Source organism: Streptomyces sp. TN58, assembly GCF_001941845.1.
GTDB lineage: Bacteria > Actinomycetota > Actinomycetes > Streptomycetales > Streptomycetaceae > Streptomyces.
On sequence record NZ_CP018870.1, the window covers coordinates 6,776,371 to 6,791,489 of the forward strand.

The 15,119-nt window shown below is 73.1% G+C and carries 8 protein-coding genes and 1 pseudogene; all 9 read right to left on the reverse strand.

All coding sequences use genetic code 11. The features are described 5' to 3' along the window. Positions 1–7 precede the first annotated feature (7 nt). The 9 genes and pseudogenes from BSL84_RS30675 to BSL84_RS30715 all read right to left on the reverse strand — a co-directional run bounded on the left by BSL84_RS30675 (position 8) and on the right by BSL84_RS30715 (position 14,964). The gene (locus tag BSL84_RS30675) at positions 8–2,905 is read right to left on the reverse strand and encodes an NHLP bacteriocin export ABC transporter permease/ATPase subunit (protein WP_075971682.1); all 2,898 of its coding nucleotides are present in this window, start codon (positions 2,903–2,905) and stop codon (positions 8–10) included. Position 2,906: 1 nt separating this feature from the next. Then, on the reverse strand, positions 2,907–5,192 hold the full coding sequence (locus BSL84_RS30680; protein ID WP_199838769.1) for an NHLP family bacteriocin export ABC transporter peptidase/permease/ATPase subunit: 2,286 nt from the start codon (positions 5,190–5,192) through the stop codon (positions 2,907–2,909). Further along, positions 5,189–5,995, reverse strand: coding sequence for an HlyD family efflux transporter periplasmic adaptor subunit (locus tag BSL84_RS30685; RefSeq protein ID WP_075971684.1), 807 nt, complete (start codon positions 5,993–5,995; stop codon positions 5,189–5,191). Before BSL84_RS30685 ends, BSL84_RS30680 begins: the two co-directional genes overlap by 4 nt. Positions 5,996–6,096: 101 nt before the next feature. Further along, on the reverse strand, positions 6,097–6,336 hold the full coding sequence (locus tag BSL84_RS30690) for a hypothetical protein (RefSeq protein ID WP_030037367.1): 240 nt from the start codon (positions 6,334–6,336) through the stop codon (positions 6,097–6,099). Positions 6,337–6,777: 441 nt separating this feature from the next. Next, a complete protein-coding gene (recQ, locus tag BSL84_RS30695) occupies positions 6,778–8,787 on the reverse strand; it encodes a DNA helicase RecQ (protein WP_075971685.1) in 2,010 nt (669 codons plus the stop codon). A gap of 804 nt (positions 8,788–9,591) precedes the next feature. Beyond that, a pseudogene (locus BSL84_RS37845) lies at positions 9,592–9,834 on the reverse strand (hypothetical protein); the annotation flags it as partial. Positions 9,835–10,255: 421 nt separating this feature from the next. Next, positions 10,256–11,107, reverse strand: a complete 852-nt coding sequence (locus BSL84_RS30705) for a class I SAM-dependent methyltransferase (RefSeq protein WP_075972324.1) — start codon at positions 11,105–11,107, stop codon at positions 10,256–10,258. A 52-nt stretch (positions 11,108–11,159) separates the two neighbouring features. Next, positions 11,160–13,625 (reverse strand): ATP-binding SpoIIE family protein phosphatase, encoded by a 2,466-nt coding sequence (locus BSL84_RS30710; protein WP_075971687.1) that lies wholly within the window; start codon positions 13,623–13,625, stop codon positions 11,160–11,162. 163 nt (positions 13,626–13,788) lie between these two features. Further along, entirely contained in the window at positions 13,789–14,964 is a 1,176-nt protein-coding gene (locus BSL84_RS30715) for a hypothetical protein (protein ID WP_075971688.1), read from the reverse strand. Between the last annotated feature and the right edge of the window lie 155 nt (positions 14,965–15,119).

Here is a 15,119-nt window from a genome sequence, read left to right on the forward strand (position 1 = left end):
CCCGCCGTCAGTGGAGCTGGCGGCGGACCAGGCTGTGGAAGAGGCCGTCGGGGTCGGCGAGGAGATCGGCCGGTGGGCCCTGCTGGACGATCCGGCCGTCCGCCATGGCGATGACGCGGTCGGCATCCATGATCGTGGACAGGCGGTGGGCGATCACGACGCGGGTGGTCCGCAGGGCACGCGTGGACTCGATGACCACGCGCTGGGCCTCGTTGTCCAGTGCGCTGGTGGCCTCGTCGAGGAACAGGACGCGCGGCTTGCGGATGAGGGCCTGGGCGATCATCAGCCGTTGCCGCTGGCCGCCCGAGACGGTGCCCCCGCCGTCGGACAGGACGGTGTGCATGCCCATCGGCATGGCCTTGACGTCCTCCGCGAGGCCCGCCAGTGCCGCGGCCTCCCACACCTCTTCGAGAGTGAACGACCCGGCGCCGCGGATGCAGTCGAGGAGTGAGCCGGACAGGGGCTGGGCGTTCTGCAGGACCACTCCGCACTGGCGGCGCACGGCCGCCCGGTCGAGCGCCGCCAGGTCCTGGCCGTCGTAGAGCACGCTGCCCGAGGCGGGCTCGTCGAAGCCGATGAGCAGCCGCAGCAGCGTCGACTTGCCGCAGCCGCTGGCTCCGACGATCGCGACGAACTCGCCCGGTGCGATGCGCAGGCTGACGTCGTCGAGTACGAGCGGGCCGTCGTCCGCATAACGGTAGGACAGGTTCCTCGCTTCGAGGACGCCCGTCAGCTCTCCGGGTGCGGTACTGGAGCGGGCCACCTCAGGGGTCTCCCGCAGGACCGGCGCGATCTGCTCGAACATCGGCAGCACCGACGCGGCCGAGACGAGTGCCCCGGTCAGCTGTGTCACGGACGACAGCAGCATCGTCAGCGCGGTGCTGAAGGTGAGGAACTCGCCGGCGGACAGGGAGCCGCGGGCCGGCCCCGCCAGCAGCACGAACACCGCCATCGTGCACAGCGGCAGTTGGACGGCTCCGAGGACCGTGCTGATGTTCTGTATCCGGCCGATGCGCTGGTGGAGGTCGCGGGTCCGGGCGAACTCCCGCGCCCAGGCCGCGTACGCGAAGCTCTCGGCCGCCGCCACGCGGAGCTTGGGCAGGCCGCGCAGCGTCTGGAAGGCCTGGTTGGCCAGCCGGTGGCCGAGCCTGTTCAACCGGCGCTCGTAGCGCAGCTGCCACAGCCCCAGGAACAGGAAGACCCCCGCGAAGACGGCCGGCACGGCCAGCGCCGCCATCGCCAGCGGCACGCTGTGGACGAACAGCAGCACCAGGCTCACCACTCCGACCGTGCACGCCTGTACGCACACCGGGCCGATGCCGGACAGGACGCGCCGGACGGCGCTGACACCCATCGCAGCACCGGCCAGTTCGCCGGTGGAGCGGCCCGCGAAGAAGGTGGCCGGCAGCCGCAGCAGCCGGTCCCACACCGCCGGCTGCAAGGTCGCCTCGATACGGCCCTCCATGCGCAGGAGGGAGGTGTTCTGCAGCAGCATGAAGACCGCCGCGACGACGCCGGCCGCGACCAGCGCCAGCCCGGTCTGCACGATGAGGCCGTTCTCGGCCTGCGGGACGTACCGCCCGAGGACCTGTCCCGTGGCGATCGGCACCAGCGCGGCCAGGACCACCGAGACCAGTCCGCCCAGCAGCAGCCGGCGCAGCTCGGGGAGGGTGCCCCGAACGCCGAAGCGGAGCAGGGCGGGCAGGCCCACCGGCCCGTCGGGCAGGGGGCGGTACAGCATGACGGCGCGCGGTTCGAAGGCGGCCGCGCCGGCCTTCCCGATCCGCTCGCGCCGGCCGCCGGCGGGGTCGACCGCCTCGTAGCGGCCGCGCCGCCACAGCAGCGCGACGGGCGTGCCGTCCTTCGCACGCCGCCCCACCAGCGGCCCGCTGTTCTCCCGCCACCAGCGCCCGCCGAGCCGGACCGGGCGGATGCGGATCCGCGAGGCGAGCGCGATGCGTTCGACGGGGTCCAGCTGCTCCGCCGCGGCGCCGGCCCCGGCCGGCGGGGTGAGGGTGATGCCGGCCGCGTCGGCGACGACGCGGCACGCGGCGAAGGCCGCGTCGACGCTCGCGCCCCGGTAAGGCTCCCTGCGGGAACGGGCGATGGACGCGAGCAGGGTCCGGTCCGCATCGGTGCGGGCCTCGCGGCCCGCCGCGATCCCGGCGGCCGTACGGTCCTCGTGCGCGCGCTCCAGCTGTTCGATCCAGCCGTCCAGGGCGTACAGCAGCCGGTACTGCTGGTCGACCATGCCCTGCCACATCGCCGCGTCGACAAGGAGGGTGCCGACCGCCTCCGCCTCGTACAGGGCGCCGTACCGGACGCTGCCGGGGGCGATCCGCATCCACAGGATGTCGTCGTCGGCGCCGCCGTGGCCGGCGCGGGCGGCATCCTCCAGCGGTGCCTCGTAGAGCACGCGCAGACCGCGGCCGATGCCGCGTGCGAAGGCGTCCTCCAGCGGGCTGGGCCGACCGGCGGGGGCGGCGCCGTACTCCCCGGCACCGTACTCTGCCCCGCCGTACTCCCCGGCACCGTAGTCCCCGGCGCTGTAGTCCCCGTTCTGCGGATAGTCGGTGCGGTACAGCTCGCGCAGCTCGATGCGGCGCAGCCGGCATCCCGGGACGGGCCGCCCGGCGAGGGTGTGCGCGGGGCCTTCGGCAGGCCCGAGCAGCAGCGCGCCCGGCTCCAGCCGGCCCAGGAAGTGCCAGTGCCCGGCCTGCGCGGCGTCCACGGCGAACAGGTCCAACCCGCCCTCGACGACCAGCCACAGCACGAGCGGACCCTCCAGGGACAGGCTGCGCACACCCGTGCAGTCGACGGGTGTCCCCAGGGCGCCCAGGGCGGCGACGACCGGGTCGGCCGCGGCGGTGGCGGGGGAGCCGTCGGCGGAGTGCGGGTACGTCACCTCAGTGCTCCCTGACCAGTGAGGCGTACGCGCCCCGCGCGGCGACCAGTTGCTCGTGCCGGCCGCGTTCCACGACCGTGCCCCGGTCGAGCACGACGATCTCGTCGCTGTCGCGCACCGTGCTCAGCCGGTGGGCGATGACCACGCAGGCACAGCCGCGGCGGCGCAGGTTGTCGATGACGACCTGCTCGGTCACCGCGTCCAGGGCGCTGGTCACCTCGTCGAGCACCAGCACGCTGGGGCGCCGCACCAGCGCCCGGGCGATCTCCAGGCGCTGGCGCTGGCCGCCGGAGAAGTTGCGGCCGTCCTGCTCCACGCGGCTGTGGATGCCGCCGGGGCGGCGGGCCACCACCTCGTAGACGGCGGCGTCCTCCAGGGCGGCGACGACGGCCTCGTCCGCGATGGTGGGGTCCCACAGCGCGACGTTGTCGCGGACGGTGCCTTCGAAGAGGAAGACGTCCTGGTCGACGAAGGAGACCGACGCGGCGAGCGCACCGCGCGGGATGTCCTCCAGCCGCATCCCGTCGATGCGGACGGCACCCGCCCAGGGGGTGTGCAGGCCGGAAATCAGCCGGGAGACGGTGGACTTGCCGCTGCCGGAGCCGCCGACGAGCGCGACCTGCTGCCCGGGTCCGACCGACAGGGAGAACCCCTCCAACAGCGGCGCGTCCAGCGGGCTGTAGCCGAAGGTGACGCCGTCCAGCTCCACATGCCCCTTCAGGCGGCGGGTGGAGGCGGCGGGCTCGCGCCGGGCGTGGACCGGGTCGACGGGGAAGTTCTCGACGTCCCCCAGGCGGGCGACGTCGGCCGCGAAGTCCTGGATCCGGCCGGCGACTCCGCCCAGCCGGGCGATCGGCGCGGTGAAGCTGGTCACCAGGGCCTGGAAGGCGACGAGCAGCCCCACCGTGAGATGGCCCTCCACCGCCCGCAGGCCGCCGATCGTCAGGATCAGCGCGCTGTTGAACGCCGCCAGCGTGGGCGCGACGACCGCCAGCCACGCGCCCGGCACGCCGAGCCGCTGCTGGACGTCGAGGGTGACCGCGTGCTGTCCCGCCCAGCGGCGGAAGTAGCCGTTCTCGCCGCCGGTCGCCTTCATCGTCTCGATGAGCTGGAGGCCGCCGTACGAGGTGTTGGTCAGCCGGGCGCTCTCGGCACGCAGCTTGCGCGTACCGGTGGCCCGTACGCGGATGGCGATCCGCAGGGCGGCCAGGTTGAGCAGCGCCACGGCCACTCCGACGAGCGTGAGCTGCGGATCGTACGTCCACAGCAGCACCGCGTAGAGCACGACCACGACCGTGTCCACGGCCGCGGCGGACAGGTCACGGGCGAGGGTCTCGGCGACCGTGTCGTTGGACTGCAGGCGCTGGACCAGATCGGCGGGGTTGCGCTGGGAGTAGAAGGCGACGGGAAGTCTGAGCAGGTGGCGGAAGAAGCGGGCGCTGCCCAGGGTCGAGGAGATGACGCGCCCGCGCAGCAGATTGGCCTGGAGCAGCGCGGTGAGGGTCGCGGTGAGTACGAGGGCGACGGCCATCGCGGCGAACAGCACACCCAGCAGGGACGTCTGCTGCCCGATCAGGAACATGTCGATGTAAGTGCGGCTCAGGGCCGGCACCGACGCGCCGACCGCCACCAGCAGGAGGCTGCACACCACGGCGGCGGCCATGGTGCCCGAAGTGCCCCGCAGACGGGCCGGCATGCCGCCCAGGGCTCCCGGCCTGCGGCCGCCCCGGCGGAAGCCGTCACCGGGCTCGAAGGTGAGGACGACTCCGGTGAAGCTGGAGTCGAACTCGTCCATGGGGACGAAGCGACGGCCCTTGCCCGGGTCGTTGACGTACACGCCCCGGCGTCCGAACCGCCGGGCCGTGCCCTCGTAGACGACGTAGTGGTTGAACTCCCAGAACAGGACGGCCGGGCCGCGCACCTCGGCGAGCGCGGACAGGTCCATCTGCATCCCCTTGGCCTTCAGCCCGTACCCGCGGGCGGCCCTGAGGAGGTTGCCGGCGCGGGAGCCGTCGCGGGAGACCCCGCAGGCGATGCGCAGTTCTTCGAGGGGGACGAAGCGGCCGTGGTGGCCGAGGACCATGGCCAGTGCGGCGGCGCCGCACTCCACGGCCTCCATCTGCAGCACGGTGGGGGTGCGCACGGGACGGGGGGTACGTCCCCTGGGGGAGGGAGTGCGGGCGGGTCCGCGGCGGGCGCCGCGCTTGGGTTCGGGGCGGTGGCGCCTGCGTCCGGCGGGCGGGAGGTGCGGAGCACGCGCCCGGGCCGCGGCGTGCGGCGCGGTCATGGCAGCAGCCAGTCGACGGGACGCTGCGCGGCCAGGTGCACCGCGCCGGTGACGGGCGTCCGCGAGTCGACGGCGTACGGGGGCCCGTCCGCGGAGGACCACCGGTAGCCGGACGCGGTGGAGGAGGAGCGTTCGAGGCGCACGACCACGGCCACCGGACTGCCGTTACGGGAGAACTGCTCGGCGAGGTTGCCGTCGGCGAGGAAGCCGGCGATCTGCCCCCGGGTGAGGGGTGCGCGGCCGACGGCGGCGACGCGTCCGCGGAGCATGCCGAACCGCTGCCGCGGGACGGACTGGACGCTCAGGTCGACGGCGGCGCCCACGGGAACCGCCGCGCCGCTGCCGCCCGGCACGTACAACACCGCCACCAGCGGGTCCTGCGGACCCTGCGCACGCTCCAGGGTGGCCACGTCCGCACCCGTGGCGACGACCGAGCCGACCTTCGCCACCAGCGTGGTCAGCCGTCCCGCGGTCACCACGCGCACCGGCCGTTCTCCCTGCTCCGTACGGACGTTGAGCAGGGGGGTGCCGGCGGCCAGCATCTGGCCCTCCTCGGCGAGGACGCCCGTCACCTGCCCGGCGACCGGCGTCTGCAGTACGTAGCTGCCCTCGGCCCGGGTGAGGATGCCGGGCGCGCTCAGCTTGGACGACACGGTGCCCGTGCAGGCCCAGTAGCCCGCGGCCGCCATCACGACGACCGTCACGGCGAGGACGAGCCGCCCCTGCGGGCGCGCGAAGCGGACGGGCAGGTCGAGTTCTTCGGGCGATTGCAGCTTGGAAAGAGCCTTTTGGCGAAACTGCACGGACTTGTTTCCTTCGACTGCATTCGAATCGGTGGGGCGCGGGGACAGCCGTGAGCCCCGGAGCCGTGGGGGAAGCTCCGGGGCTCACCGGGTTTTCCCGGTCAGAGACCGGCGCGGCCGGCGTTCACCGAGACGCCGGTGATGCCCGTGACGAGCCCGGGGACGTGGGAGACGATGCCCGTCGCGGCCTGGACGGTGTCGAGGGAGCCCACGACACCCACGATGCTGGTGACATCGCTGGTCACGGCGCCGGCCAGGCCGCCGGACACACTGATGACACCGCCGGAGACGGCGTCCAGCTCGGTGTCGTCGATCTCACGGGTCTCGATGTCGTTACGCATGGAGCGCACCTTTCAATGGGGGGAGGAATTCATCGCCGCTGCCGGTTTCCGGTGGTGCGACGCGAGAGATGAAAGCACGCGAACAGGCTGGTCATCCAATCCCGTTGACCACTCGTCACCGGTGGGGGAGTGCCTTTGGCGACGGACGTGCAGCTTGATTCACGAAATGGTGGCGACTTCTTCACGAGATCGAGTAACAGATATGGACCACCCCTTGCCGGCACGGAGCGGAACGGGACATTCCGGCCGCAAATGGAGGGGTCCCTCCGGGCAGGCGGCGGGGTGGGGGCGGCCGCCTGTCGGGATCGCGCACACGATGTGCAGGTTTGCGGAGGGCGCGGGGCGTCAGGGCGCCGTCACACACGGTGCGTGAACGGCCGAGGGGCCGGGCCGTCGGGATCGACGACCCGGCCCCCCGGCCGGCTGCGGTGTGCGTACTGCCTACTGCCAGTCCTCGTCCCAGGGCGGCGGCTCCATTCCCTCCGGGTCGAAGGGAGGCTCCTCGGGGTCGGGACCGGCAGGAGCCGCGGTGGACGCGGCGGTAACGGCGGCCGCGCCGGGAGCGCCGCCACCGGCCGTACCGCTTCCGTCCGTGTCTCCGCCGCATCGCGCCAGCGTCCCGAGAACCCCGTCGGCGTACTTGGCGAGCTTGGCCTCGCCGACGCCGCCGATGGTGCCCAGCTCCTCCACCGTGGCCGGCAGCCGCGTGGCGATCTCCCGCAGCGTCGCGTCGTGGAAGACGACATAGGCCGGGACGCCCTGCTCCTTCGCCGTCTCGGCCCGCCAGGCGCGCAGGGCCAGGAAGAACGGCTCGGCCGCCGCCGGCAGGTCGACCGGTACCCGGCTGCCCTTGCCCGAGCGCGACCCGGACTCCTTGCGGGAGGGGGCGGCGGGCGCCTTCTCCTTCCGCATCGGGACGCTGCGGCGTCCCCCCAGCACCTCGCCGCTGTCCTCCGTCAGCACCAGCGTCCCGTAGTCGCCCTCCACCGCCAGCAGCCGCTGCGCCAGCAGCTGGCGCACCACGCCCCGCCACTCCGCGGTCCCCAGGTCCGCGCCCACGCCGAACACCGACAGCGCGTCATGGTCGAACTGGATGACCTTGGCCGTCTTCTTGCCCTGGAGGATGTCGATGATCTGGCCGGCACCGAACTTCTGCCGCCGCTCCTTCGCCAGCCGCCACACCGTCGACAGCAGCTTCTGCGCGGCGACCGTCCCGTCCCAGGACTCGGCCGGCGCCAGACACGTGTCGCAGTTGCCGCACGGGGTGCCCGTCTGGCCGAAGTACGCCAGCAGCCGCACCCGGCGGCACTCGACCGTCTCGCACAGCGCCAGCATGGCGTCCAGGTGCATGCCCAGCGAGCGCCGGTGCGCCTCGTCCCCTTCGGAGCCGTCGATGAGCTTGCGCTGCTGGACCACGTCCTGCAGGCCGTACGCCAGCCATGCCGTGGCGGGCTCGCCGTCACGGCCGGCGCGACCGGTCTCCTGGTAGTAGCCCTCCACCGACTTCGGAAGGTCCAGGTGCGCCACGAAACGCACGTCCGGCTTGTCGATGCCCATGCCGAAGGCGATCGTGGCGACCACCACGACCCCTTCCTCCCGCAGGAAGCGCGCCTGGTTCGCGGCGCGCGCCCGGGCGTCCATCCCCGCGTGGTACGCCACGGCGTCGATGCCGTGCTCCACCAGCGAGGCCGCGGTCTTCTCCACCGACGCCCTGGACAGGCAGTACACGACCCCGGCGTCCCCGGCGTGCTCGGTCCGGATCAGGTCCAGCAGCTGCTTGAGCGGGTTGTTCTTCGCGACGATGCGGTACTGGATGTTCGGCCGGTCGAAGCTGGCGACGAAGTGCCGGGCGTCCTCCAGACCGAGCCGCGCCACGATCTCCGCGTGGGTCGCCTCCGTGGCCGTCGCCGTCAGCGCGATCCGCGGCACCTTCGGCCAGCGCTCGTGCAGCATGGACAGCGCGAGGTAGTCGGGCCGGAAGTCGTGGCCCCACTGCGCGACGCAGTGCGCCTCGTCGATCGCGAAGACCGACACCCTGCCCCGGTCGAGGAGCCGCTGGGCGCTCTCGGTGCGCAGCCGCTCGGGGGCCAGGTAGAGCAGGTCCAGCTCGTCGGCGAGAAAGGCCTGCTCGACGGCCTGCCGCTCGTACGGGTCCTGCGTGGAATTGAGGAATCCGGCCCGGACCCCGAGCGCGTTCAACGCGTTCACCTGGTCCTGCATGAGCGCGATCAGCGGCGAGATCACGACGCCCGTACCCTCCCTGACCAGCGCCGGGATCTGGTAGCAGAGCGACTTGCCGCCGCCGGTCGGCATCAGCACGAGTGCGTCCCCGCCGCTGACCACCTGCTCGATGATCTCCGCCTGCTCGCCGCGGAAGGAGTCGTATCCGAACACGCGGTGCAGTACCTGCAGAGCGTCGGAGGTATCGGGGGAAGTGTCCGGAAGGGCCATCCGAGAAGCCTAACGGCACCCGCCGACACGCCGGGTCCGTCCACCGGAGTCCGCACGGGGAGGTGCCGTGGCGGGGTACGGCCCGCCGTACCCCGCCACGGCACCTGCGACCCGCGAACGGGCTCGTCCGGGAGGTCAGTTCACGCGTTCGATGCGGGCTCGGCGGATGAGGTTCTTGCCGGGTTCGCGTACTTGGTCGAAGGCGGAGTTGTTGAGGAGGACGCAGCTGCCGGAGGGTCCGTTGACGGTGACGGTGGTGGACTGGTTGTTGTCCAGGTTGGTGACCTTGAGCTTGGTTCCGACGGGGAAGTTCCCGCTGGTGGCGGCCGGGGGGCCGGCTTCGCCGGAGAGGGTGACGGTGGAGCCGGGGCAGACGACTTCTCCGGTGGCCGGGGGTGCCTGTCCGGCGCCGGGTGCCGTGGAGGGGGCGGCGGGTGCGGCGGGTGCGGCGCCGTTGGCGGGGGCGCCGCCGCCGTCGACGCGTTCGATGCGGGCTCGGCGGATGAGGTTCTTGCCGGGTTCGCGTACTTGGTCGAAGGCGGAGTTGTTGAGGAGGACGCAGCTGCCGGAGGGTCCGTTGACGGTGACGGTGGTGGACTGGTTGTTGTCGAGGTTGGTGACCTTGAGCTTGGTTCCGACGGGGAAGTTCCCGCTGGTGGCGGCCGGGGGGCCGGCTTCGCCGGAGAGGGTGACGGTGGAGCCGGGGCAGACGACTTCTCCGGTGGCCGGGGGTGCCTGTCCGGCGCCGGGTGCCGTGGAGGGGGCGGCGGGTGCGGCGCCGTTGGCGGGGGCGCCGCCGCCGTCGACGCGTTCGATGCGGGCTCGGCGGATGAGGTTCTTGCCGGGTTCGCGTACTTGGTCGAAGGCGGAGTTGTTGAGGAGGACGCAGCTGCCGGAGGGTCCGTTGACGGTGACGGTGGTGGACTGGTTGTTGTCCAGGTTGGTGACCTTGAGCTTGGTTCCGACGGGGAAGTTCCCGCTGGTCGCCGCCGGCGGACCCGCCTCACCCGACAGCGTCACCGTCGACCCCGGGCACACGACGTCGGGAGCGGCGGCATTGCCGGTCGCCACCGTCACGACGACCCCTCCGGTGACCAGGGCTCCCGTGGTGACAGAGAGCACGAGCTTCTTCGTAAGACTCATCGTCCGTTTCCGGGACATTGACACTCCTCGATCCGATGGGCGCTGCCTCCCCTGCGTCCTGCATACGCCCGCCGCCACCAGCGGGTTCGGTTCTTGTCGCCGTCTTACAAATCCGGCGGTGCGAGGGCCCGAGGGTGCCGTCCGCCGCCTGCCGCGGCGTACCCGGAGCACCCCGCCGCGTACGAAGGCGCAGGTGGCAGCCCCCTGCGCGGATGCCCGTCGACGCGAACGGCGCGCCGACGGCCCCGGACGGACCGCTCGAAAGCGGACGCCGGGGCCGCCGGCTCCTTAAGGTTGCCTTGATCCGGCCTTAAACCTCCGGGCATCAGGCGCGGACCGCCCGGATGATCCAGACCGCCGACGCGAACAGCACCCCTTCGTCGGTCTCGTGGGCGGTGAGCGTGGCCCTCAGATCCTCGATCGCACGACGCCGGTCCCCCTCGTCGAGACCGTCGAGCATCCAGCCGAGCAGGCCCAGCGTGAACCGCTCCGCGTCGGCCGCGTCCTCACCGAACCACATCGCCTCACCGTGCGGCTCCAGCCCGACGTCCGTGAAACCGGCGGCGCCCAGCACACCCCGTACGCGCTCGGGATCGGCCAGCGAGAACGGCCCCGGAGCGCCGGGCGGCGGCCCGGCCATCGGACGCCCCGCGGCCAGAGCCTGCGTGAAGGCGAGGAACCACTCGTTGCCCGCCGCCTCCTGCCAGACCAGCTGTACGAGGCGTCCGCCGGGGCGCAGGGCACCGCCGACGTTGCGGAAGGCGGCGACCGGATCGGCGAAGAACATCGTCCCGGTGCGGCTGACGGCCACGTCGAACGACGCCGCCGGGAAGGCGTGGACCTGGGCGTCCGCCTGCACGAACTCGATGTTGTGCACACCCTCGGTGGCCGCCCGCCGCCGTGCCACGCCCAGCATCGCCGCCGACAGGTCCACACCCAGCGCGTGGCCGCCGCTCGCCCGCCGGGCGACCGCGCGGGTGGTCTCACCGGTGCCGCAGCCGACGTCCAGCACCCGGTCGGCGGGGTACACGTCGGCCGCGTCCAGGAAGGGCTTCCGGTAGGCGCGGACCGCGCGGTCGAACCGGTCGGCGTGCTCCGCCCAGTACGCGCCCTCCTGCCCGTCCCAGGCACGTGCCTGCTCGGCGTTCGCGGGATCGACCCGATCGGTTCTGCTCACGGCCGCCACCTCCCGTGGTCGCGCAACCGGACCGCCGGCCGACGCCGGTCCGTCAGACGAGGGGCAGGTTCTGTTCGGACCAGACGGTCTTGCCTCCCATGGTGTAGCGGCTTCCCCAGCGGTGCGACAGCTGGGCGACGATGTACAGGCCGCGGCCGCCCTCCTCGGAGCTCCGTGCGCGCCGCATCCTCGGCTGAGTGTTGCTGGAGTCCGAGACCTCGCACGTCAGGGTGTCCGCCCGGATCAGGCGCAGCCGGACGGGGCCGCCGGCGTGGCGGATGGCGTTGGTGACCAGCTCGCTGACGATGAGCTCCGTGCTGAACGACAGCTCGTCGAGGTCCCAGGCCGTCAGCTGGGCCAGGACGAGATGGCGGGCCTCGGAGACGACCGCGGGCTCGGCGTCGAGCAGCCACGTCGCGATGGCCGACGTGTCCACCACCCGGGTACGCGCCAGCAGCAGGGTGACGTCGTCCCTCAGCCTGCCCGGCGGCAACCCCTCCACGATGTCGTGCCGGGCCTGCCGCAGCGGTCTGCCGAGCACGTCCGAGCGCAGCAGCCGTTCCGCCAGGTCGCGCATGCCCTCGTCGACGTCCCCCTCCCCGCGCTCGATCAGGCCGTCGGTGTACAGGGCGAGGACGCTCCCCGGCGGCAGATCGAGTTCGACCGGCTCGAAGGGCCACCCGCCCACCCCCAGGGGCGGGCCGGGGCTCAGCTCGACGTACTCCACGGTCCCGTCCGGGCCGACCACCGCCGGCGGCGGGTGGCCCGCGCTCGCCATGACGCAGGTACGGGTGACGGGGTCGTACACGGCGTACAGGCAGGTGGCCCCGGCCGGGCCGGCGGGCAGCGGGACGCCCCCGTCGTCGTCGTCCGCGTCGTCGCTCTCGGCCTCGGCCGCGACCGGCACGACCATGTCGTCCACGTGCGCCAGCAGCTCCTCCGGCTCCAGTTCCAGGTCCGCCATGGCCCGTACGGCGCTGCGCAGCCGCCCCATCATGGCCGTGGCGTGCAGCCCGTGGCCGGCGACGTCCCCGACCACCAGGGCGACCCGGGCCGACGACAGGGGGATGACGTCGAACCAGTCGCCGCCCACTCCGCTGTCCGCGTCGGCGGGCAGGTACAGGCCGGCGGCCTCCACCGCGGGCTTCTCCGAGGTGGCCGGCGGCAGCAGGCTGCGCTGCAGGCCCACGGCGGTGCGGCGTTCCTTGGTGTAGCGCCGGGCGTTGTCGACGGCGACGGCCGCGCGCGCGGCGATCTCCTCCAGCAGCGCCAGGTCGTCCTCCTCCAGAGCAGGGCCGTCCCCGGTGCGCCAGAGCATGAGCCGGCCGAAGGTGATGCCCCGGGCGCACAGCGGGGCCGTCATCGCCGAACGCGCACCCGGGACGGTCGAGGCCCACTCCGGGACCGTGTCGCCCCCCGGCTGTGCCGGCCGGTCGCCGATGCCGGTGACCAGCTCTCCCCGGTGCGCCCGCTGCGCGGACGCGGAGGACGGCGCCGCGAACCGGGTCGTCGTCCCCGTCCGCAGCGCCTCCGTCCGCGGCCCGGCGACGGCCATCCGGATCAGGTGCAGGGGCAGGGGCCCGTCCGCCGCCGGCTCCCCGCCGGTGAGCACGGTCTCGGCGAGGTCCACCGCGGCGCAGTCGCCGAGCGTGGGCGCCAGGACCTTCACCAGGTCCTCGACGGTGCGCAGGACGGACAGCGAACCGCCGAGCGCCTCGGTCGCGCGGTAGAGGAGGTCCAGGCGGCCGCGCGAGCGCTCGTGGTCGGTGACGTCGGTGAACACCGCCGCCACACCCATCGGCTGGTCGTCGGGCTCCTGGAGCCGGAACGCCTGGATGGTCACGATCCGGCCGCCCCGCGGATCGTCCAGGGTGCGCACGGCCGTGTTGAAGCCGGCCAGGGGCGTCCCGCTGTCCAGGACCTCCCGCAGCCGGGCCTCGATGGTGCGTGCGTCCTCGGCCCACAGGAAGTCGCCCAGCCGCCGGCCGTACAGCTCGACGGGCACCCCGGTGTAAGGCAGCAGGTGCGTGTTCGTGCGCAGCAGGCGCAGGTCCCCGTCGAAGACGGCCAGGCCGACCCGGCCCTGGAGGAACAGTTCCCTCGTGAAGGCGTGGTCCTGCCGCCACCGGGCGACCAGCTCCAGGGGGGCGCCGACCACGAGGCACCGGACCGGCGCCGCGCCCGGTGCGCCGTCGTGCAGCGGGACGACGCGGAAGCCGATCTCCAGCTCGCCGCCCGAGCCGTGCCGCAGCGTGACCCGGCCCTCCCAGCCCTCCCGGTCCTCCCGGTCCGCTCGCCGTTCCCGGCCCCGCCTGCCCTGGGCCAGGACCTCCTCCCAGGCGCCCGCGTCCGCGAGGAGGTCCCGTGCGGGCCGGCCGCACACGTCCGCCGACCGGCGCTCCAGCAGGGCTTCGGCGGCCGGTGTCCAGGCGAGGACCGTCCCGGCACCGTCCAGCACGGCCGCGGCCGTGTGCGTGGCGGCGAAGGGGTAGTCCTGGTTGCTCTCGCTGGCGCGCATGCGTGCCCATTTCGTCCGCCGGTCCCGCTGTCCCCATGCTGGCCGATGTCCGGGGCGGCAGCCACAGGCGTTGCGCCGTCCGGGACCGCTCCGGGCGTCACTGCCAGTGTCCCGCGAACACACCGCCGGCGCCGCACGCCCGCCGGGGATTTCGGGACAGCCCTCAGGGGGCAGCCCTCAGGAGGGTGACCGCCTCGGCGAAGTCGGCGTAGGCGGGCTCGAAGGTCCGCGCGGCGACGAGGTACATCGACCGGTCCGTCAGGGCCCGGGCAAGGCGTGCGGGGTCGTCGGACAGGCGGCGGGCGAGGGCCACGCCCTCGTCGAAGTACGGCTTGAAGCGCTCCGCGAACCGGTGGTGACGGTTGCCCTCGGCCACCGCGGCCCGGATGCTGATCCTGCGCTGGACGTCGACCAGTTCGGGCAGCCGTCCCGCCTCGCGCAGTGCCCGCGCCTCCGCTTCCAGCGCCGGCAGCGTGTGGAGGAAGGCGTCCCGGGTGGGGCTCCACCGCTCGACATCGGTGCCGAAGGGCAGCATCGGGGAATCGGCGCTCGCAGCCGGTTCGTCGCCCCGGCCCGACAGGGTGAACAGGGTGACCCACCATCCGAGGATGCAGCTCCAGTTCCTCGGTTCGCCGTTCGCCGCCAACTCCTTCAGCACGGCCAGGGCTTCCTGACGGTGGGCAGCGGCGTCCGCCCCGTCCCCGGCGGCCTCACGCATCCGGGAGTGGTGCACCAGCTCCCAGGTGAGGATGGCCAGTGCCGTGCCCTGCTCGGCGGTCCTGCGACGGGTCCGGTCGAGGAGCTCGCGGAAGACGGCCGATGCCGCGTCGTGGCGCCCGGCGCCCTCCAGGTTCGCCGCCCACTCGACCATGTCCCAGAAGGACGGCTCCGACGTGTCGCCCCGGACTGCCTTCCCGTTGAGTTCGGCGGCCTCCCCGAAGCGCCCCTCCTCCGCAAGGGCGTTCGCCAGCGGCCCGCTCTTTCCCAGCTCGGCCATCTCCTCGCACGCCGCGTGTCCTTCCGCCCGGCGGCCGAGGGCGAACAGGGCCCGCTGGTGGGTTTCCAGGGCCTTGCACAGGCGTTCCGCCCGGGTCGGCACACCGGCATCGATGCTCCGGGCGGCTCCGACCGCCTCGGTGGTCAGTGCCAGCTTCGCCGTCGGTTCCGGGCTGCGGTAGCTCATCCAGACGAGCGCGTCGACCAGCTTCGGCAGATACGCCTTCGGGCTCACCTCCGCCAGCACCCGGTACGCGCCGGCCTCTTCGAACAGGCTCAGCCGCCCGGAACCCAGCAGCAGCACGCGGGCCCGCAGTACGGCGTCGTGATCGATCTCCCCCATGTTCCCCCAGTCTCCGGGTGATGCACGAAGGAGATTCTGGGAGTTGGCGGGCGGACCGGACAAGCCTCGCGAAGTGTGCTTTCCGTCCTACGAAAAAGGCCTCTGACCTGTCATGATGTACGTGCCCTCACCCTTCCGCCGACCACGCGGCCCAC

What these genes read in the sequence shown, in the direction of transcription:
- BSL84_RS30680 (WP_199838769.1), bottom strand. Translation starts at nt 5,192, where the DNA reads ATGACCGCGCCGCACGCCGCGGCCCGGGCGCGTGCTCCGCACCTCCCG.
- BSL84_RS30690 (WP_030037367.1), bottom strand. Translation starts at nt 6,336, where the DNA reads ATGCGTAACGACATCGAGACCCGTGAGATCGACGACACCGAGCTGGAC.
- recQ (WP_075971685.1), bottom strand. Translation starts at nt 8,787, where the DNA reads ATGGCCCTTCCGGACACTTCCCCCGATACCTCCGACGCTCTGCAGGTA.
- BSL84_RS30710 (WP_075971687.1), bottom strand. Translation starts at nt 13,625, where the DNA reads ATGCGCGCCAGCGAGAGCAACCAGGACTACCCCTTCGCCGCCACGCAC.
- BSL84_RS30715 (WP_075971688.1), bottom strand. Translation starts at nt 14,964, where the DNA reads ATGGGGGAGATCGATCACGACGCCGTACTGCGGGCCCGCGTGCTGCTG.